At 64.1% G+C, this 20291-nt stretch carries 16 protein-coding genes and 3 pseudogenes; 9 read left to right on the top strand and 10 right to left on the bottom strand.

Annotation, left to right across the window (positions count from 1 at the left end; all coding sequences use genetic code 11):
• A pseudogene (locus AC1DBQ_RS07400) lies at positions 1–304 on the bottom strand (thiolase family protein); the annotation flags it as partial.
• A gap of 302 nt (positions 305–606) precedes the next feature.
• Here AC1DBQ_RS07400 and AC1DBQ_RS07395 point away from each other — a divergent pair.
• Both AC1DBQ_RS07395 and AC1DBQ_RS07390 read left to right on the top strand, forming a co-directional pair.
• On the top strand, positions 607–1248 hold the full coding sequence (locus AC1DBQ_RS07395) for an NADPH-dependent F420 reductase (protein WP_476927884.1): 642 nt from the start codon (positions 607–609) through the stop codon (positions 1246–1248).
• 239 nt (positions 1249–1487) lie between these two features.
• Positions 1488–2180: a hypothetical protein gene (locus tag AC1DBQ_RS07390; RefSeq protein WP_476927883.1), complete on the top strand. Its 693-nt coding sequence runs from the start codon at positions 1488–1490 to the stop codon at positions 2178–2180.
• A gap of 87 nt (positions 2181–2267) precedes the next feature.
• Here the strand turns inward: AC1DBQ_RS07390 and AC1DBQ_RS07385 are convergent, their stop codons facing one another.
• On the bottom strand, positions 2268–2732 hold the full coding sequence (locus AC1DBQ_RS07385) for a phage tail protein (protein ID WP_476927882.1): 465 nt from the start codon (positions 2730–2732) through the stop codon (positions 2268–2270).
• A 148-nt stretch (positions 2733–2880) separates the two neighbouring features.
• On the opposite strand from AC1DBQ_RS07385, the gene AC1DBQ_RS07380 reads away from it, so the two are divergent.
• From AC1DBQ_RS07380 to AC1DBQ_RS07365, 4 genes are all read left to right on the top strand, one after another.
• Complete coding sequence (locus AC1DBQ_RS07380) at positions 2881–3666, top strand: isocitrate lyase/PEP mutase family protein (RefSeq protein WP_476927881.1); 786 nt, start codon at positions 2881–2883, stop codon at positions 3664–3666.
• 278 nt (positions 3667–3944) lie between these two features.
• On the top strand, positions 3945–4487 hold the full coding sequence (locus AC1DBQ_RS07375; RefSeq protein ID WP_476927880.1) for a PadR family transcriptional regulator: 543 nt from the start codon (positions 3945–3947) through the stop codon (positions 4485–4487).
• 5 nt (positions 4488–4492) lie between these two features.
• Positions 4493–6205: an ABC1 kinase family protein gene (locus tag AC1DBQ_RS07370; RefSeq protein WP_476927879.1), complete on the top strand. Its 1713-nt coding sequence runs from the start codon at positions 4493–4495 to the stop codon at positions 6203–6205.
• Between the two features lie 113 nt (positions 6206–6318).
• Positions 6319–6903, top strand: a complete 585-nt coding sequence (locus AC1DBQ_RS07365) for an HhH-GPD-type base excision DNA repair protein (protein WP_476927878.1) — start codon at positions 6319–6321, stop codon at positions 6901–6903.
• 382 nt (positions 6904–7285) lie between these two features.
• Here AC1DBQ_RS07365 and gad read toward each other — a convergent pair whose 3' ends face one another.
• The 8 genes and pseudogenes from gad to AC1DBQ_RS07325 all read right to left on the bottom strand — a co-directional run bounded on the left by gad (position 7286) and on the right by AC1DBQ_RS07325 (position 16732).
• Positions 7286–8632 carry a glutamate decarboxylase gene (gene gad / locus AC1DBQ_RS07360; protein WP_476927877.1) on the bottom strand — a complete coding sequence of 449 codons (1347 nt, stop codon included), beginning with the start codon at positions 8630–8632 and terminating at the stop codon, positions 7286–7288.
• Between the two features lie 64 nt (positions 8633–8696).
• Positions 8697–8972 carry a hypothetical protein gene (locus AC1DBQ_RS07355; protein WP_476927876.1) on the bottom strand — a complete coding sequence of 92 codons (276 nt, stop codon included), beginning with the start codon at positions 8970–8972 and terminating at the stop codon, positions 8697–8699.
• A 62-nt stretch (positions 8973–9034) separates the two neighbouring features.
• Positions 9035–10765 (bottom strand): chloride channel protein, encoded by a 1731-nt coding sequence (locus AC1DBQ_RS07350; RefSeq protein WP_476927875.1) that lies wholly within the window; start codon positions 10763–10765, stop codon positions 9035–9037.
• A gap of 1839 nt (positions 10766–12604) precedes the next feature.
• Positions 12605–13322: pseudogene (locus tag AC1DBQ_RS07345) on the bottom strand (transposase); the annotation flags it as partial.
• 186 nt (positions 13323–13508) lie between these two features.
• Positions 13509–13751, bottom strand: coding sequence for a flavodoxin domain-containing protein (locus tag AC1DBQ_RS07340; RefSeq protein ID WP_476927874.1), 243 nt, complete (start codon positions 13749–13751; stop codon positions 13509–13511).
• Positions 13752–14584: 833 nt separating this feature from the next.
• A complete protein-coding gene (locus AC1DBQ_RS07335) occupies positions 14585–15472 on the bottom strand; it encodes a response regulator (protein ID WP_476927873.1) in 888 nt (295 codons plus the stop codon).
• A gap of 141 nt (positions 15473–15613) precedes the next feature.
• Positions 15614–15733: pseudogene (locus AC1DBQ_RS07330) on the bottom strand (Lsr2 dimerization domain-containing protein); the annotation flags it as partial.
• A gap of 75 nt (positions 15734–15808) precedes the next feature.
• Complete coding sequence (locus tag AC1DBQ_RS07325; RefSeq protein WP_476927872.1) at positions 15809–16732, bottom strand: AraC family transcriptional regulator; 924 nt, start codon at positions 16730–16732, stop codon at positions 15809–15811.
• A 271-nt stretch (positions 16733–17003) separates the two neighbouring features.
• Here AC1DBQ_RS07325 and AC1DBQ_RS07320 point away from each other — a divergent pair, with 271 nt between their 5' ends.
• From AC1DBQ_RS07320 to AC1DBQ_RS07310, 3 genes are read left to right on the top strand one after another with little or no spacing between them, the layout of a single operon-like run.
• Positions 17004–18350 carry an ABC transporter substrate-binding protein gene (locus AC1DBQ_RS07320; RefSeq protein WP_476927871.1) on the top strand — a complete coding sequence of 449 codons (1347 nt, stop codon included), beginning with the start codon at positions 17004–17006 and terminating at the stop codon, positions 18348–18350.
• 26 nt (positions 18351–18376) lie between these two features.
• Positions 18377–19345, top strand: coding sequence for a carbohydrate ABC transporter permease (locus tag AC1DBQ_RS07315; protein WP_476927870.1), 969 nt, complete (start codon positions 18377–18379; stop codon positions 19343–19345).
• Positions 19342–20259 carry a carbohydrate ABC transporter permease gene (locus AC1DBQ_RS07310; protein ID WP_476927869.1) on the top strand — a complete coding sequence of 306 codons (918 nt, stop codon included), beginning with the start codon at positions 19342–19344 and terminating at the stop codon, positions 20257–20259. The genes AC1DBQ_RS07315 and AC1DBQ_RS07310 overlap by 4 nt, the downstream gene beginning before the upstream one ends.
• Positions 20260–20291: the final 32 nt, after the last annotated feature.

The raw sequence follows: 20291 nt of genomic DNA, 5'->3' as shown, positions 1-20291 counted from the left end.
TCGCGAGGGCCTTGTTCGMGGCCTCGACCGGGGCGTAGCCGAAGTACTGCGGGTCGTTCGCGTGCGCGCCGCGCCCGGCGATGCGGGCCAGCGGATCCATCCCCAGCCACCCGGCGGCCGTCTCGGATCCGAGCCAGGCCGCGGAGGCGCCGTCCGAGAGCGGGGACGCGTTCCCGGCCGTCACGGTGCCGTTCTCGGCCCGGAACACCGTCTTGAGCCCGGCGAGCTTCTCCGCCGAGGACCCGGGACGGATCCCCTCGTCCCGGACCAGTCCCGTGCCCGGGACCGGGGCGACCAGGCTGTCGCCGGATGAGGTGCGCAGGCGTGCAGCCATCATGCGAACCAGCGAACTGCTCGCTCACGACGCCCTGGGCACGGCGCCTGGGCCCTCGTAGCCGCAGCTTCCCCACGCCCCTGGGCGCCGGCGGTGCTTCATGCCGACATTCTGCGGCATGGCACCMCGGAGGAGCAGATTCCTATCAAGAATTTACTTGACGCTTCAACCTTGGCGGCGTACATTTAGTTGTAGATTCAATCATCACTCCTCCAAGAGAACAGAACCTGATGAAGACCCTMCTGGCCCGMATCTTCGGAAAGAAGACTMCCATGACGAACCTCACCATCATCGGCAATGGCAACATGGCCCGTGGCATCGCAACCCGTGCCCTGGCTGGCGGCATGACCGTGGAGATCCTCGGACAGGATGCCGCCAAGGCCAAGGCACTGGCCGCCGAGCTTGGCACCGGCGTCACCTTCGGCACCACCGCCGACGCCCCGCAGGGCGCCATCATGGTCCTGGCCGTCCCCTTCGACGCCGCCAAGTCCGTGGTCAGCGCCTATGGCGAGGCCCTGGCCGGCAAGACCATCGTGGACATCACCAACCCGGTGAACTTTGAGACCTTCGATTCCCTGGTCGTTGAACCGGGCACCTCCGCCGCCGAAGAAATCGCACAGCTTGCCCCCGCCGGCGCCCACGTGGTCAAGGCGTTCAACACCACCTTCGCCGGCACCCTGGTCGCMGGCGCGTCAGGCGGACAGCCGCTGGACGTCTTCATCGCCGGCGACAACGCGGACGCCAACRCCGCMGTGAGCACCTTCGTCAGCGCCGGCGGCATGCGCCCCCTGGTCGTCGGCCCGCTCAAGCGCTCCCRCGAACTCGAAGGCTTCCAGTTCGTGCTCATGACCATGCAGGCCAACCCCGAGTTCGCCGACTTCAACTGGGACACCGGACTTCAGGTCACCAAGTAACCCGGCCAAAGATAGGCGTCAAAACCAAACACAAGAGGACGACGGGGGGAAGAATCCGCCGTCGTCCTCTTGCGTATGACGTGATGACGGCTGCGCCCGGCACTGAGCGGGCTCGGTGATCCTTCGATGAACATTGGGCGTCCGCCCGCTTCAGGCCGTMGGGCGCGACATAAGCTGATGCGGAAGCCTTCGCCCCGCGAGGTGACCGGAGGGCGAAGCACCAACAGTGGAGAGCTGTGATGTCGTTCGAACATGCGGGGCGTAGACCGAAAGCGGAGATAACCCACGCTGCCGTCGCCGGAGGCGGCGCCAATGAGACCGTCCCCGGGATCTATGAGTCGGCACGCCACGCCGCCGCGGACCRTATGGAACGTCTCCTGGGACGGGCCAGCAAGCGACTACTGAAGCGCTCCGTGCCGACCAGCCTCGCCGCCGTCACGAGCGGCACCGACTGGACCACGTGGCATTTCGTCGCCCAGTCCCTCGGCTGGCCCCTGGAAAACGAAGACGAYGGCACTGCCTTCCTCAGCGTCGACGGCCGCATCTGCTTCTACCGCCGGTCCACCACCTTCGGGGGCGACGAATTCCTCACCTCTGACACCGTCCTGAGCACGTTCGAAGGCGGCAGCGCCACCAAGAAACTGGTCAACCCCAAAGCTCTGGTCCCGGAGTCCGGCCGCGTGATCTCCCTGCCCGCCCGCAAACCGGGCAAAGAGCCGGCCTGGATGACCGCTCCGCAGCGCCTCGTCGAGTTCACCGGCAACCGTGCCGTAGCGCGCTGGCCCCGGACCGCGCTCGACAACCTGGTGAATGTCGACTTTGACCGCAAAGGCAAGGTCTGGATCACCTACCCCCGCTGGGACAGGCACCAGAGCATCTCCCTGAAGGAATGGCTCACTTTGAGTACGGCCAAACTCCTGAGCCTTGATTGACCCTGACCGTCATCCCGGGCACCGCTCTGCGCTTCCGACAAGCAGGGCGATTCCGGCCGAAACCCCTCGGGCCCACAACGTCAACGGTCAGTATTCGCCCTTGATCACGAAGAAGGAGCCGCGGATAACCCCTGCCAGCTTCGACTTCTGGCGAGCGAACTTGAAGCGCGACGCCAGTTCCTCCGGAATCTCCATGCCTTCGGCAAGTTTAAATCCGACCGCTCGCTTCCCGCCGTCCTCGATGCTGTACATGACGTTGATGGACAGCCCCGACTCGTAGAACACGTAAGCCATCCGCAAACCGTCCACTTCGAAGGTGGTCGCTTCGAGCGGGCGTGAGCCGATGACGATGTCGCGCTCATCCTTGAGGATGCGGCTCACCCGCTCGACCACCTCCGGAACCTCGCTTGCAGGGCTCACAGTGAAGACGTGGTCGTACTTGTTCCGGTAGTAGCGGCCCTCGTTGGCGCGCAACCCGGCGAGCGCCTCGGCAACGGGAGACGATTCCAGGCCGACAGTGGAAACGTTCTCGAAGTCAACGATGTACGGCATGCGCCCTCCCGGTCAGATGTGTTGGGTCCAACGATAACGTGACGACGTGCTGCGCGGGCCTCCGAAACGTCGATCCCTTGCGGCGCCCGGCCGCGTTTGTAGACTGAGCAGGGATCCACCTATTCGGTTGGCAGAGGATGGGAATGAAATGGCCACTTTTCGGGAACTCCACCACACTACGGCACCACTCCTGCTGCCCAATGCGTGGGACGTCGGATCCGCCTTGGCATTTGCGACAGCGGGATTCCCGGCCGTCGGCACCACCAGTTTTGGCATTGCGGCAAGTGCCGGACTGCCGGACGGAGGCCGGTCCAGCAAAGCGGTAACCACCGCACTGGTGGCGCAGCTGTGCCGCCTGCCTGTACACGTCACGGCGGACATCGAGGACGGCTACTCCGATGACCCCGCCGAGGTTGCGGACCTTGTGGCCCAACTGGCCGACCTTGGCGTGGCCGGGGTCAACCTGGAGGACAGCACGGGCGGGCATCTGGTCGATCCAGCCGCCTTTGCCAACAAGGTTGCCGCCGTCAAGCGACGCAGCCCGGCTGTGTTCATCAACGCGCGGGTGGACAACATATGGTTCGGCGAACAGGCCACTGTGGATGCCGTCCTGCTCCGGGCGGGTGTCTACGCCGACGCCGGGGCGGACGGGATCTTTGTCCCCGGACTTGCGGTTCCGGAGGATATCCAGATCGTCACCGCCGGCATCGGGCTGCCGGTCAACGTGCTGGCCCATCCCTCGCTGACTGTTGCCGAGCTGGGTGATCTGGGGGTTCGGCGGGTGAGTTCGGGCTCCCTGCCGTACCGCGCGGCAGTTGACGCCGCGGTGAACGTGGTCTGCGCCCTGCGCGACGGCAAGCAGGCGCCGGCCGCCACTCCGTACTGGGAGATGCAATCGCGTCTCGTGTCATTCAGCCAGCGCCTCACGGGCTGACCGCCGTCGTCGCGAACCGGCCACCCACCTCGCCGCAGTCCGAACCCGTGCCGGGGGTGGTCACGGACCGGTGTGTAAAGAGTCCGACAGACAGGGTGTGCACATTTCGCAGACGCCTTTGTGCCACCGCGGGTCGAGCTCCGGCACAGGCGCCGTCCAACTACCGCGCCCGATGTTGGGCAATCCGGCCTCCCTCCGCCAGCTTCTCGCACTGCTGGTTATCGCGTATATCGGAATGTATCGTTGAGTATCGTTCGGGATTCATTAAGGAGAGCAGCATGCGTAATTCACACTCGGCTGGCGGATTTGGCGGTCCCAACATCGAYGGCATGTGGCAGGCCGTAGAAGAGCTGCGTTCAAGGTTTGAGAAACGCTCGGGCACCCGCGCGGGGCGAGGCGAGGTGCGGTCCGCGGTGCTGGCCCTGCTCGCGGAGCGGCCGATGCACGGCTATCAGATCATCCGTGAAATCGAGGAGCGGAGCAATGGCAGATGGAAGCCGAGCGCCGGCTCCGTCTACCCCACGCTGCAACTGCTGGCCGATGAGGGGTTGATCCGTGCCGAGGAGTCCAACGGTCGCAAGATTTACTCGCTGACCGAAGCAGGCCGGGAGGATGTAGCCCATGCCGATGCGTCAGCACCATGGGAGTCAACTGGCCCGGCAGCCGGTACCGGATTCGCGGCACTGCCGAAGGCCGGCGTCGAGCTCGCCCAGGCCGCGTCCCAGGTGGGTCGCACCGGCTCTCCGGAGCAGGTTCAGCAGGCCGTGGCGGTGCTGCACGAGGCACGTCGTCGCCTGTATTCGATCCTCGCCCAGGACTGACGGGAGTGACGTCGGTTCGTCGAGACCGGGCAGATGCGGTCCCCGGCGCCGGAGACACCCGTGCCCGTTACCGTCGCATCCTGCGCTTCGCCGCGTGGCATCTCGCCCTGACCTGGTGGTTTGAGCTGTTCCTCCCCCGCATCGGGCTAGGCAGAGTTGCCGAGCGCACCCGGGCGAAGAGGATGCGGACCTTTGCGCAGCACTTCCACGTGCTCGCAGTAAATCTGGGCGGCCTGATGATCAAGGTCGGTCAGTTCCTGTCGTCCAGGCTCGACGTGCTTCCGCCCGAGATCACCAAGGAGCTTGAGGGACTGCAGGACGAGGTGCCCCCMGTTCCGTTCCCCGCAATCCGTGCACTTGCCGAGGCCGAGCTGGGCGTGGCGCTGAACCAGGTTTTCGCCTCGGTCGAGGAGACGCCAATCGCCGCCGCCTCGCTCGGGCAGGCGCACCTTGCACGACTCCTTCCCGCCAATGCCGCCGACGCGGGGCTCGACAGGGTGGTGTTGAAGGTGCAGCGCCCGGGCATCGACGCGATTGTCGACGTCGATCTGGCGGCACTGCGCAAAGTGGGCGGCTGGCTCAGCCACGTGCGACTGGTGTCCGATCGGGCGGACATGGGTGCCCTGGTCGAGGAGTTTGCGCAAACCAGTCTTGAGGAGATCGACTACCTGCATGAGGCAGCGAATGCGGAGCGCTTCGCGGCTGATTTCGCCGACGACGACAGGGTGGATGTACCCGACGTAGCGTGGGAGTGGAGCACCCGCCGCGCGCTCATCCTCGAAGATGTCACAGCGATCAAGATCACGGACTCGGAGGCACTTCTTGCGGCCGGCATCGATCCGGCGCAGGTTGCCCCGGTGTTCGCGTCGGTCATGTTCGACCAAATGTTCACCAACGGCTTCTTCCATGCCGATCCGCACCCCGGAAACATCTTTGTCACTCCGGTTACCGATTCATCCGCAGGACGCCCATGGAAGCTGACGTTCATCGACTTCGGCATGATGGGCGAGGTTCCGCCCAGCACTCGCAGCGGCCTGCGGAAACTTCTGATCGCGGCCGCCTCGCGTGACGGCAAGGGCCTGGTGAGCGCGATCAGCGACGTGGGGGTGTTGGTGCCGTCGGCCGACAGGGCTGAGCTTGAGCGGGCGATGACGCACCTGTTCGCCCGGTTTGGTGGGATGGGCTTCGCCGAGCTTCGCGAGGTGGACCAGCGGGAGTTCCTTGATTTTGCAGTGGAGTTCGGCGACCTCGTTCGCTCGCTTCCGTTCCAGTTGCCGGAGAATTTCCTGCTCATCATCCGGGCGATGTCACTGACCTCGGGCGTGTGCAGCTCGCTGGACGCCCGGTTCAATCTGTGGGACGCGGTCGAACCCTATGCGGCGCAGTTGTTGCGCGACGAGCGTGGCAACATCGTGCAGGACGTGGCTCAACAGGCGCTCGACGCCGCCGGGGTCGCGCTGCGTCTGCCGAAACGCCTGGATAGGCTTGTCAGTCGGATCGAGGACGGTGCACTATCCGTGGCTAACCCGCGTCTTGAGCGGCAAATGGCACGGCTGGACCGCACGGTGCAGCGATCGGCATCGGCGCTGATATTCGGCGCCCTGCTTATCGCAGGTTCCGTGGTCCGGGCGGACGACACGGTGCTCGGCAGCGTGCTCATGATMGTGTCGGTCGTTCCGCTGCTGCACGGGCTGTGGCTAGGGCGCCGCGGCCTCTGAGTGAAGTGGCGAGCCGGGACCGGCAAGTCGTCGTCAGCCACCGGAGGTTCCCGGTYGTCATCAATCCTTGTAGGTGCCATGACGCAGCTCGGAGCAGGTGGGAGGATGGGCGCATGGAACTGCACATCACCGGCGACCCTGCCGCCGACCAGCTGCTCAGCAATGACGCGTTCGCACTCCTCATCGGCATGCTGCTTGACCAGCAGGTGACCATGGAGTCTGCGTTTGCCGGACCCGAAAAGATCCGGACGCGCATCGGGTCCATGGCCCCGGCTGCAATCGCCGAATATGACCCGGCAGGCTTCGTTGAGATCTTCAAGGAGCGTCCGTCCATCCACCGCTTCCCTAGCTCCATGGCCAGCCGCGTCCAGGACCTCGCCGCGACCGTCCAGCGCGATTGGAACGGGGACGCAACTGCCATCTGGAACCAGGACAACCCCGACGGCCAGGAAGTGCTGCGCAGGTTGAAGGAATTGCCCGGCTTCGGAGAGCAAAAGGCGAAGATCTTCCTCGCCCTACTCGGCAAGCAGTGCGGACTCCAGGCACAAGGCTGGCGTGAGGCTGCGGACCCCTATGGCCAGGAGAGCGCATTTCTTTCTGTCGCAGACATCGTGGACCCCGAGTCGCTGACAAAAGTGCGCGCCAGCAAGCAGGCCGCCAAGGCCGCGGCTAAAGCCGCGAAGGCATCCGAGCGCTGATACGAATGGCATGACCCAAGGGCTCCGATAGGTTCGTTCGTCTGTTGCGCGGACCCCGGTTGCCCGGCGGGCCGTGCAACGCGGKGCAGCCTCCGCCTCCGCTGACCCGAAGGTCGCGACGCGCGCACGCGATCGGCCGGGACGTCAGGCCTGCGAGTAGACTCAGACCAGCTCTCCAGTCCCCCCAGCTTGGAGAGCCGGGAGCCTCCGCGCTTGAGTCCTGGATTCGCGCGGAGGCTTCCTCATACGTCCGGCAACACCGCGCCGCCACCAAGAGGGACTTCGGCGATCAGGCCGTGCCGCATGAAGGTGGAGGCCAAAGTGACGCCACTGAGGACGATGTTGCCGCCGGGCGGGCCCGGTGTGTCACCGTTGCCTTGGGTCAATGGCCGGGTCCGGTGACGATCTTGTTTCGTTCGGATTCGTGCGCGCCGCCCTTCTTTGCCAGCGTGGCGCACGCATCTTCGATGTCTCGGGCGAGCGTGTCGACGTGCTCGCGGCTCAGCGTTTCCTTGACCAGGGCCCGCATGATCGTCACGTTTTGGGCGTTCGGCGGCAGGGTGTACGCCGGCACCATCCAGCCGCGCTCGGCCGCGAGCTGCCAGGCAATGTCGAACTCGTCGTACCCGGTGTCGGCGGCKAGCCGGAACGCGACCAGGGGAAGTTGCTCCTCGGTTGGGCCGATGATCTCGAACCGGCCCATGGCGTCCAGCTTCTCGGCGAGGACGCGGGCGTTGGTCTGCATGTTCTGCATGATGTAGGTGTAACCGGCGCGACCATAGCGCACGAAGTTGTAGTACTGGGCGAGAACCATCGCCGAGCCGGTGGAGAAGTTCAGGGTGAAGGTCGAGTCGGTCTTGCCGAGGTAGTTCTCCTCKAAKACGAGGTCCTTGGCCAGGTCGGCCTTCTCCCKAAAGATCAGCCAGCCGATACCGGGATAGACCAGTCCKAACTTGTGCCCGGAGACATTGATCGAGTGGACCTGCTCAAGCCGGAAGTCCCACTTGGAGTCCGGGTAGAGGAAKGGCCAGACGAACCCCCCGCTGGCCGCGTCCACGTGCAACGGCACATCAAGGCCTCGCTCGCGCTTGATTCGCAGCAGCAGGTCGTTGATGCCGACGATGTCGTCTTTGTGCCCGGTGAACGTCGTACCCAGCACGGCTGCGACGCCGATGGTGTTCTCATCGACATGGGCCTGCACGTCGTCCGGGCCGATCGTGTACTTCCCCGGCTGCAGTGGCACGATMCGCGGCTCAACGTCGAAGTAGCGGCAGAACTTCTCCCACACGACATGCACGTCGCCGCCGAACACCAGGTTCGGGCTCGACGTCGACGCGCCGGCAGCCTCGCGACGCTTGCGCCAGTTCCACTTCAGGGACAGACCGCCGAGCATGATCGCCTCGGACGATCCCTGGGTTCGGGCTCCCGTCGTCTCGCCGGGTGCGTGGAAGAGGTCTGCGAGCATCCGAATGCAACGCTGCTCGATCTCGGCCGTGCGGGGATATTCGGCGTGGTCGATGAAATTGCGGTGCAGGTTCGCTGCAATGATCTCCTGGGCCTGCGGCTCCATCCATGTCGTCACGAAGGTCGCCAGGTTCCGGGCGGGATCACCCTCCAGCGCCAAGTCCTCCGACACCAACCGCAAAGCGTCCTGAGCAGGAATGCCGGTCTCCGGGAACTCCCGGCTCGGAACCTCCTGGGTGATAAATCGGTTGCCGAACAGCGCCACGTCGGCATCCGCCGGCTGGGAATTTACTGACATCACTTCTCCTTGAGAAACTTTTGAAAGGGGGCTACGGATGAGTTCCCCGGTCCGGAGGGACCGAGGCGTCGGTGGAATCCGGACTCAGCATCAGAATCGCGCCGGTGAGGAAGCACAGGGCTCCTACGAGTGTGCCGAGATTGGACAGCTCGGCGTTCCAGACATCGCCGCTCGACGGTATGACGAAGGCCGCGACAGCCGAGATGCCGAACGCAACGGAGCCGGCCACGTTGATCACGCCGATCTTCCACGCCCGGGGCCTGGGCCGGCCGGCAACGACGCCGCGACCGGCATCCAGCAATGCCACACCGCTTGCAACGAGGAAGGCGACTGAACCCAGAGCGTCAGGTCGCCACACCCGCTGCTCGGTCAACGCCGCGCTGAGATTGTCCCGCACTGCGTTTCCCGTGCTCCAGTTGAACCACAGCGTGCMGGCAAGTTGAATCGCGCCAGCGAGCCAGCCCAGATTCCGCGGCGCCCATACMCACAACGAATGGCGCCGCGTGGAGCCCACGGCGGGGAGCGCGTCAACGGCTTCGCGGTACTGCAGGAACGCCGCACAGGTGAAGAACAGCGAACCGGCGAAGAATGTGACTGCACAGAAGCCCAATCCCACGGCCTCGGCGTATAACGGCACCGCTCCMAAGGCGAACAGACTCGAGCCGATGATGAACAACCATGCAATCCACCGGTCCCGTCCGGTCGAACGGACCGAGCTCGAGATCTCAGTAATGGTCGGCCCTCGGGAGCCCGATCTTGGACTCTGCCGGCATCGTCAGGCGCCACGGACGCCCTCGGACCCGGGGTCGGGAGCACATTGATGATGACGAAGGCCACCGCMACAGCCACCACCACCTGGGGTGTTACGGCCACACCGTCCACTCCCAGCAGCAGCGTGGCCAAAAGCGTCGACGTCAACGGCAGCCGCAGCATAGCTGCGCACATGGCTCCTATGCCCATGCCGATCGCTGCCGCGAGATTCATTCCGGGCAACCCACTCGCAGCAATACCGAGCGCCGCACCGATGAACATCGACGGGAACACCGGCCCACCACGAAATGCGCTCAGCGAGAGCCCGTAGACCAGGGTCTTACAGGCGATCAGCAGGACCAGCACAGCAAGCGGGTAATCCGCGGCGTCAGCGACCAGCTCCGGAAGTGCGTCCTGCCCCGAGAACAACACCTGCGTGAAGCTGTGCCCGGAGATCAGCTGGTACGCCATCGCGGTAAGACCGATCAGCAAGCCGAGCGCAGACGTCACCAACACCCGGTTCAGATGCACGACCGGACGAAGCGACAGCGCGACCCAGCGGATCAACCATCCCAACAGCGCCCCGGCCGCGCCCATGATCACCGCCCAGCCCATCGTCGCCAACGTCGGCGGCACCGCAGGCGGCACMGCGGGCAGCGCCAGMGAGAAGCTGCCCAACCCGGTCCAGCCGTCCAAGCCGACGAACACCAGCGCCCCGACGCCAGATGCGATCAGTCCGGGCAGGGCCACCAGACTCAGCGCCATTCCCCCGATCCCGGCAGCCTCCATGATCAGGAATGCACCGAGCACGGGCGAGCCGAGCAGGGTACTGATCGCTGCGAAGCTGCCAGCCGACGCCATGATCGTCAGGGCCATCGGCGGAGCGTCCTTCTTCACCAGGTGCACCGCCAACGCCCCGAGGCCGCCACMGATCGCGATCAGCGGCCCCTCGGGCCCGAGCACGGCACCCAGGCTGAGCGTAGTCAGTGCCGCGAGAACGATGCCCACGAGCTCCCGACTGCTGGGCGGACCGCCGCCTGTCTTGAATCCGAACGCGGGTGAGTGGCCCCCGGTTCCGGGCAGATACCGGATGGTCAACGCCGTCAACAGCCCACACAGCACCAACCACGGAACCGGCCACCACGCAGGAGCAGGACCCCCGAGGACTTGACTCGGCAGCCCGACGAAGACGAACCGCTGGACCGCCGCGACCAAAGCGAGAAAACCGTAGGCAATGACAGAGATGGGAACGCCCAAGACCGCTGCCARCACGAGCGCAGCGATGTATGGCCTGGAACGAATCACGACGATCGGATCGATACTGGGCGGCGACGCGGCACGCTCGCTCATTCCGGGCAACCCGGTGCGCCTGTGACGTTTCGGGTCAACCCGAATGTCCATCGTCCGCCCGAAAGACGGCCCCCAGCAAACGGAGGCGCCGAGAGGACCTGGAGAACGGGTGCGGTGCGCCCGTGGTACCAGTTGAGCATCCCTTCTCCTTCCGCTGGCCGTCCGCTCGACGGCGGGAGCCTTCAGCGAGGTCGCACAAGCGATAGAGGCTGGTCAATCACGTGTTCTCCAAGCTAACGCTTCCAATGGGGGCAGTCGTCACCCAACGCGGGTGAAAGAGCTGGCGGCATCCGTCCGCTTCGGTCGGTTCGGCGCGTTGGATGTTCTCCGCGACCTGCGTCACGATGCGTTCGGCTTCCGGTCTGCTCTGCAGGGCGCGGCCGATTCCTCTCCCGCTGCGGGGATACACCAGGCACACAATCCCAGCCAGGCTATGCCGTGATGCTCCCTGGGGTGGACGACGCCGKATTAGCGAGTTGGGCTGTAATCTGATCCGTCCACGCGTCGACAGCCGCCCAGTCCCGCAAGTCTCCAAAGCGGCCGCCGGTGACCCGGAACAAGACCCGGAGCAGCGCGGGCATCTGGCCGGCCTGGTAGACACCGGAGAAGACTTTGTGGCCGCGAAGCGGAACTTCCTGGAAYTGAGCTAGTTCCAGACGCTTCTGTTGCAGTGCTGCACCGCGCTTGCGAAACGGCTTGGGCAGGGCGTCGKACATCCCCACGCTGAACACCCAGACAGGTCGTTTGGCCAACTCGGGCCCATGATGCTCCTATAGGCGTCAAATTCAACATCGCTTCAGAGACGTCGTCTTGAGGACGGCACTGATCGCGACTGCGGCGCGGTAGCTGATCACGATTCGAGAGAAGCTAGGACAGTGCCTTCACTTGCCACGTTGCGTTCCCCTCAAAACGGGCGGAGCGGCCCGATTATGGGTAGCCCTGAGGGAGACCCTAGTCCGAAAATGAGACGCTTTCCTGTGGTCGGTGCGGGGGTAGGCATCCGGAGGTCGACAGCGTGCCGCCGACAGGGTGGCCCTGAATTCTTCATTAAGAGGGTGGCCCTGAATTCTTCATTAAGAGGGAAGGGAGAGCCCCGCGGAGCTGCACTTGCCGCGGCAACGCGTGTCGTCACGGCCGACGTGGGGAGCCTGGCTGCTGAGGCCTTCCGCCCAGAAGCCAGGCAATTCCGCCGGCGACGCTTCCCAAGACCAGGACCACGAGCCAGATGTCCCTTGGGAATGTGCGCATGTCCCGCTCGTCAGTCCTGCTGAAATCGACGATGCTGTATATCCAGATGCCCAGACACGGGACTAGGACGAGCGCGGGCAGCCAAACCGTGGCCAGGGTCGTGTTCATGAGATCAGTATGCGCCGTGCAGCGCCCCCCGGAGCAGTCGATGGAATGAGCGTCACCGGCAATCATGGTGGATGTGCAGGCTTCCTTACTTCAGCCCTTCAGCCCGTAAGCAGTCCGCAATCCCGCGTCATGACGCTTTTGTGGGCTKGCGTGGCGCAACTCAAGGTGACTTTGAGCTGTCCACGATTGGGGCCAATTCGGGTTATCCACGGCTGGATTTTTGGGAGCCATTGGGGTAGCTCCCTCGGCGGTGGTAGCGGTGGATAACGCTTGGGAATTGTCCCCGGTTGTGGACAGGTGCTGCTCGGTGAGCCACTGTCGGTACCTTTGGGCGACATGGTCGTTTCTKCCGATGCCTCGTTCTATGCGGGAAAGGTTGGAGGGCCACTGACTGAGTTGCTCGGCTGCTTGCTGCGGCGTGACGCCGAGTTGCTGCCTGAGGGGCCGGAGGTCGGCGATGTCAGGAGCTGCGACAGGGTTGAATATCTGGCGATAGATTTCCCGCGCGACGTAGCGTTTGAGGCAGCGCATGGTTTCCCGTTTGCTCTTGCCGTCGGCGATACGTTTGGCAACATAGTCTTTGGTTCGGTGGTCCGATTGCATGCGCGAGAGTACGACGTGGTGGAGGGCGCTGTTGGCCTGKCGGTCACCACCTCTGCTGAGTCTGTKACGGTTKGTCTTGCCGGATGATGCGGGTACGGGAGCGGTGCCGGTGAGGGCTGCGAACTGTGCTTCATTGTTGATCCGTTCGGGGTTGTCTCCGACTGTGACAAGGAGCTGGCTGGCGACTTCAACGCCGACGCMTGGAAGTTCGGTCAGCAATGGTGCATACGAATCAAGGATTTCTTGCAGGAGCGCATCAGCGGCAGCGATTTCGGATCGCAGGGACTGTCCAGTGGATCCGACCTTCCCCGGATCCTGCGGTGCTGACGGTTTGGCCGGTTAACCTCGAAGACCCTGAGTTCTTCTTTGACTAACACCCTGGACAGTTCGGCCCCGTAGGAGCCTGTCCCTTCCACCCCAACCGCGGTCACGATGCCGTGGCTGTTGATGAAATCAAGCAGCTMGCTGTAGCCGGCAGCTGTTGCAGCGAATTTTGATCAGCGATGGGTTTGCCGTATTCGGTGACAACGGCGACGTGGTGAGTGTCGGCGTGGGTATCAACGCCGACAATGACTTGGGGTAGTTCCTGGGTCAATATGACGACGGCCCTGTTCTTAGTGTGTTGCACGTTGGCCAGGCCGGCAGACAGCACKGTAACGGGACTTTGGTGATTCAGGCTCCTATTAKGYCATGTCCGCCTGGCTCAACGAGCTTGGTGCTGGTCMTGAACCGGTGGACKAATCATGGGAAAGACAGCGTTCACACGCGTYAGGTGGGCGACGAGTCACGCCAGTTCAGGACCTTTACCATCATTACCRTGGGTGAAGAACAGCAAAGCCGGGGGCAGCCACGCCTGATTGTGGATGGCGCTGCCGGCCACAACGGCCTCGTAGTCGGAGACAGACTTGACCTCCTCCACCGATCGGCATTCAACGTCGCCTAGTGCAGCCGCCATGCGGGAGGCTACATGTTGAGCTATCTMTCGGGTGGAGCCCAGCGCACTTGCATAGKCAACAAGCACAGTCATGAGCGAGCCTCCTACCTTCCTTTGCCCAGTCTGGTGTGACCCGTCGCGGCTGGAACCTGCCATAAGTCCCGGCACGGGCTCAGGAGGCGGCCCGCGGCCAGGCGTGAAACCGAGGCTCCGTCAGGCAGTGGCACCGGCGGCACCGCTCACCCAATCCTGACCGGGCTTTTGACGATGCGTCGAATTGGTTCAGGATCGGCGCGCATGGCCTCAACCGCCGTAGTCACGTAAGGCCGGATGTGACGCGCTCATACRTTAGTGACCACGGGTCCCTCCCCCGAGAGGCCTGTCCCCAGCCGTCCTTGGTCAGATCCCGCTGCAGTTCTTCCAGCGCGGCCGTCATCCCCGGAGCCCATTGCTCGTGAGGGGAAACCGGGCCGACCGATCCTACAACGGGAAAGGTCGAGCTTTTGTACCGGGTTTTCCCGTCAATCTGGCCCACAAAACGCCGCTGGGTGCTTCCGTACTGGGACCCAAGGATTGTCAGGATCCTGGCCCGCCATGAGGTATCGCCTACATCTTCCAGAGCTACGGTGAGGGTTTCTGCAGGACGGGTCATCCACCAATGGTTACTCCGGGACTACCCCGTGTAAAGGCTTGCCGCCCATGCCGGACTCGTGGCGTCGTCCGCCAACTGGGTGGTCCATAGATCTCCAGTTCACGGCGGCTGATCGGGGTGCGGTTCTCTTCGGACAGGATCCCTCAAGCCTGTAGGCGACGAAGATTTTCCGCAGCCCCGTAATTTCCCCTCAACGCCCCAAATGCCGCGCTAAGGGGAAACAGCCGGTTGTCCCGCTGCCCGGACCCGGGAACGCCGTTCGCGTCCCGGKCTCCTACGTGCGGCTTGGTTGAGGGTGGGTGACCATCCGTCCGGCCCTGGCCGCGGCAAGGGCATCGGCAAGCCGGAGGGCATCCCCTGCCCGCACGGCGTCCGTGGGCGGCACGGTGGGGCCCTCGCTGGTGCAGTTCAGCAGCGCGGCCGTGACTTCGGCGACCAGATCCGGGAACCGGCTGGACCGGTAGCCGCCGTCGGCGGGGCTTTCGGAGTGATTCAGGGTGGTGGTGACGAGCACGGCGGCCTGGGTCCTGCGCGCCATGCCGAGTTTCATCAGGATGGTCGAGACCATGTTCTTCACGGTCTTTTCTGCCAGGAACATTTCCTGGCTGATCTGGCGGTTGCTCAGCCCTTTCGCCAGGCCGATGGCGGCAGTCATTTCCCGCTTTGATAGTCGCTGGAGTCTCTCCTCCGGCCCTTGCGGACCGAGCAGGGAGAACGGGGCCACGAGCGCCGGGTGGAACCGGGCGCTGTACGCGGTGTACCCGGCCAAGGCCCGTCGGATGAGCCTGAGTTGTTCGCTGCTGTCGTGCTGCTTGGACAGGCACCCCCGGGCACCGGCCAGAATKGAGTCGATCAGCACGGCTTCGTCGGTGTCCGCGGTCATCAGCACGCAGYGGATGCCCGGGTCGGCCGCGGTGATKGCCCGGCAGACGTCGGCACCGGAACCGTCGGGAAGATCATCGTCAAGAATGACCAGTTCCGGGCGAAGGKCAGGGATCCGCCGGACTGCTTCGCGGGCGGATCCTGATTCACCGGCGATGCTCAGACCATCGGACTCGATCAGTTGCCGCAGGCCCCGCCGCACGACCTCGTGGTCGTCCAGCAGATACACGCCACGGCCGGCAAAGCTATTGTGCAGGTGGTTTTCCGGGTCAGCCATCATTGCTGTTCCGTTCTTTCGCCTTTGAGACCCCAGAGGCGTTGTTAGTGAATCCCTGACGCCGGCCCCACTGATGCGAAGACGAACCCGGATCCCCGTCCGGCCCCCTGCCGGCGCGCATTCATGCGCGCCCTCTTCCCCACGCTAGACCCAATACCGGCCTAGTCCTAATGGCGTCCGGCAACAACGCAATTCGGCCGCGTTCCCGGCTGACAGGCCTATTTCGTAATCGGTGCCCTCGATTGAAAACCGCACGGTTTCCTGGGCACAACTGCCCCCTACCTGCGACTGTTAGTCGAKAATGGGGGCTAAATCGCAGCCTGGAATGGCGCGGTGTGGTCAGCTTTGGACGCGCTGCCGGTACTGCCGTGGAGTTTCCCCTGCGTCGTTGAGAAAGTGCCGGTTGAAGTTGGACAGATTCGAAAAGCCGACTTMGTAACAGATCTCGGAGATCGCTTTGTCGCTCCGCTCCAGCAGGCGCCGTGCGTGGGYCAGTCGAAGTTTCCGGACCAGGTCACTAAAGTTCTGGCCTGTGGCACGTTTGAAGTACTTCGAGAATGTCGGCTCCGGCATCCCCACCATGGCTGCGGCCTCCGACATCTTGACGCTGCCGGCGTGGTTGCTGAATACGTACTCGAGAACCATGTCCACCACGGCCGCGGCCTKGCCGTCCAGCTGCGGCCTGAACCATTCGTCGGCAAGGTAGCGCCGTTCCTCCTGGGGCGCCCGCGCCAGAATTGTAAATAGCTCCAAGAGGTGGTGGAGCCGATCCAATCCGGTGGAGGCGCCCATCGCCTCGATGGACGCTGCGGCCGACGCGGCTGAGCGGCCCAGGAACTCGACGCCGCGTGCGGACTGTTCCAGCAAGGGTTTGAGCTCGGCCAATTCAGGGACGAAGGCAGCGGTCTGCTCGACCCATTTTCCGTCAAACTGGATGACGGCGTCCCGCTTCTCCAGGACTTCGCCGGGCTCAAGGTCGCTGACCCAATCATGCGGCAGTCCCGACCCCACGAGAGACACCTGGCCGGCCTCGAAGGTGCCGATGTGGTCTCCGACGATGAATTTTCCGGTGCCCTTGCGGATGAGGTGGATCTCGTACTCGGGATGATAATTCCAGCGCGCCACCGGGCTGGGATAGTCGTGCTCATGCCATCGGACTGAGTGGTTGGGGTCGGGCGGKATGACCTCCCGGTTTGCGTGCATACCCAGCAGCCGTTCGGCCATCCTGGCAGTTGCTCCGTCGGGAGGCTCCGMGGCAGTCATTGCAATTCTCCGTTTGGTGAGTGGTTATGAAATCTGGACGGCACCTCAGCGCCTTCCCCTAGGTTAGCGGCTTCTTGGGGCAAGGGCGGCGAAAATTAGTATCAGAAATTGGCAACCAGGGCGCTAGTTGTGTCATATCCCGCAGGCCTAATCTTGAKGAACAGCAGCAAGGCAACCGACMTCGAGCCGGTCGCCCATCTTCGGCCCCGCACCCCGACGCAGCAGTCGGAATGGGCAGCATCGCATCCCCTGAAGAACAAAGGAGTCCTTAATGCGCGCAAAAATACGCGTCGCCACGTTGGCGGCAGGCGCCCTGTGCGTGGCACTCAGCGCCTCGGCGTGCGCAGGCGCCGGTGGCGGCAATTCCGCCGGCGACCCCAACAGCATCAATGTCCTGATGGTGAACAACCCCCAAATGGAGGACCTGCAGCGGCTCACCGCTGATAACTTCACCAAGGAAACAGGCATCAGGGTCAACTACACCGTCCTGCCGGAAAACGAYGTTCGAGCCAAAATCAGCCAGGAATTCTCGAGCCAGGCCGGCCAGTACGACATTGCGTCGCTGTCCAACTACGAAATYCMCTTCTATTCCGCCAACGGCTGGCTGGCACCGCTGGACAACGTGGCCAAGGATGCCGAGTTCAACCAGGCGGACATCCTGCCGGCCTACACCGCCTCCCTGACMGGCAAGGACGGCAAGCTCTATGGTGAACCGTTTTACGGTGAGTCTTCCTTCCTGATGTACCGGAAAGACATCTTCGACGCCAAGGGCCTGACGATGCCGGAGAAGCCGACGTGGGACGAGGTCGCCGGCCTCGCCGCCAAGGTCGACGGGGCAGCGCMAGGGATGAAGGGCATCTGCCTGCGCGGCGAGCCCGGCTGGGGCCAGGTCTTCGCACCCCTGACCACCGTGGTGAACACGTTCGGCGGGACCTGGTTCGACAAGGACTGGAATGCAAAGGTCAACGCTCCCGAGTTCACCGCGGCGGTCGATTTCTACACCAAGCTGGTCCGCGACCATGGCGAAGCAGGGGCCGCCCAGGCCGGGTTCACCGAGTGCCTGAACAACATGAGCCAGGGCAAGACCGCAATGTGGTACGACGCCACCTCGGCGGCCGGAGCTCTGGAAGCGGATGCCTCCCCCGTGAAGGGCAAGATCGGCTACGCGCAGGCCCCGGTAAAGGAGACTAAGTCCTCGGGCTGGCTGTGGACCTGGTCCTGGGCCATGCAGGCAGCTTCAAAGAAGCAGGACGCTGCCGGGAAGTTCATTGCCTGGGCCAGTTCCAAGAAGTACGAGGAACTGGTCGCTGCCAAGCTCGGCTGGGCCAAGGTCCCGTCCGGCAAGCGCATCTCCACGTACGAGAACGCCGACTTCCAGCAGGCCGCGCCGTTCTTCAAGGCCGAACGCTTTGCCATAGAGAACGCCGATCCGAAAAACCCCGGCGTCCAGCCGCGACCGGCCGTCGGCATCCAGTTTGTCGGCATTCCCGAGTTCGCCGCCCTGGGCACCAGGGTGTCCCAGGGTGTGAGCTCCGCCATCGCCGGCCAGGGCTCCGTGGCCGATGCCGTGGCCAAGGGCCAGGAAGCCGCACAAAAAGTCGGCGACAAGTACAAGTAGCAACAACCGAACCGCAGGAGAACATCATGACTACCGCAACGGCGCGCGTCTCCCGGCACGGGAGCAGCACCGCCACACCTTCGAAGAACGCCAGGGCGCGGGAACGCGCCGTGGCCTGGGCACGGCGTGCACCGCTGCTTCCGGCACTGATCTTCCTTATCATCGTCACCCAGCTTCCGTTCGTGGTGACCCTGATCATTTCGTTCATGAACTGGAACAGCCTGAGCCCGGACAAGACCGGGTTCGCCGGCATTGAGAACTACGTCCAGGTCCTCACCGATCCCTACATGTTGCAGGCGATCGTCACCACCATTATCGAGACCGTCTCGGTGGTCCTGGCCAGCCTGGTCCTCGGCCTCGGCCTGGCCCTGCTCCTGGACAAAAAGTTCATTGGCCGGGGCCTGGCCCGAACCATGCTGATCGCACCGTTCCTCATCGTTCCGGTTGCCGCGGCGCTCATCTGGAAACATGCCATCCTCAACCCCGTGTACGGCCTGATCAACGGCGCCCTGACCTGGGTCTGGTCACTCTTTGGCAGCGACGCCCCGCCCCAGCCGGACCTGCTGTCCTCGGCACCCCTGATGGCCATCATCGTCTCGCTGGTCTGGCAGTGGACCCCGTTCATGATGCTCATCCTGCTGGCCGGCCTTCAGTMCCGTCCGATGGACACCGTCGAAGCCGCCCAGATGGACGGCGCAAGCCCCTGGGACATCTTCCGCCACCTCACGCTGCCGCACCTGCGGCAGTACCTGGAACTCGGCGGACTGCTCGGGGCCATCTACATCGTGCAGAATTTCGACGCTACCTTCGTCATCACCTCCGGCGGCCTGGGCACGGCCAACCTGCCCTACGCCATCTATGAGACGTTCTACTACGCCAACGAATACGGGCTGGCGTCCGCCGCCGGCGTCGTGGTGGTCATCGGCACCATCATCGTGGCAACCTTCGCACTCCGCACCGTATTCTCGCTCTTCAAGAAGGAGGCAGCACGATGAGCACCCTCACCCCGGCCGAACCCCGGGCATCAGTCCCCGCCCCGCCCGCCCGCACAACCGGTTCCCGACGCCGGGGCAAGTCACGCATGGACCCCACCCGCAATAACACGGCCGCCGGCATCGCCGCCTGGCTGCTGGCCCTGCTGTTCKCGGTACCGGTCCTGTGGATGATCCTGACCTCTTTCCACTCCGAAACGGACGCCGCGACGAACCCGCCTTCCGTCGCCGCCGACCTGACGCTGGACGCCTACAAGGAGTTCTTCGGGGCAACGTCCGGTGTCAGMCCGTGGCCGTCGCTGATCAACTCCGCCACCGCCTCGATCTTCTCCACCGTTCTCGTCCTGCTGCTGGCCATACCGGCCGCCTACGCACTTTCCATCCGTCCGGTGAAGAAGTGGACCGACGTCATGTTCTTCTTCCTCTCCACGAAGATGATGCCCGTGGTCGCGGCCGTCCTGCCGCTCTACCTTTTCGCCAAAACCGCCGGGGCGCTGGACAACATCTGGTTCCTGGGCCTGATGTACACCTCGATGAACCTGCCCATCGCCGTGTGGATGATGCGCTCTTTCCTCGACGAAGTGCCCGTTGAAATGCTCGAGGCCTCCCAGATCGACGGCGCGGGCCTGTTGCTGACGCTCCGGAAGGTCGTCGCCCCGGTCGCGATGCCCGGCATCGCCGCCACCGCGCTGATCTGCTTCATCTTCAGCTGGAACGAACTCCTCCTCGCCCGGGTCCTCACCGGTGTCGTGGCCGGCACCGCCCCGGTCTTCCTCACCGGCTTCGTCTCAGGCCAGGGACAGTTCCTCGCCAAGGTCTGCGCCGCCGCGGTCGTGATCTCCCTGCCCGTACTTTTCGCCGGTTTTGCCGCCCAGGACAAACTCGTCCAGGGACTCTCCCTCGGCGCCGTCAAATAGCGCCGTCAAGTAACCGGCCCCCTTCGATCCGT

The organism is Arthrobacter sp. 10T413_2 (assembly GCF_056394205.1).
The sequence above is the reverse complement of the archived record's forward strand: the minus strand, read 5'-3'. Positions and strand labels throughout refer to the sequence as shown.

Bases quoted from the DNA above. Each gene is read 5' to 3' on its own strand.
- AC1DBQ_RS07385 (WP_476927882.1), bottom strand. From the start codon at position 2,732: ATGCCGTACATCGTTGACTTCGAGAACGTTTCCACTGTCGGCCTGGAA.
- AC1DBQ_RS07380 (WP_476927881.1), top strand. From the start codon at position 2,881: ATGGCCACTTTTCGGGAACTCCACCACACTACGGCACCACTCCTGCTG.
- AC1DBQ_RS07365 (WP_476927878.1), top strand. From the start codon at position 6,319: ATGGAACTGCACATCACCGGCGACCCTGCCGCCGACCAGCTGCTCAGC.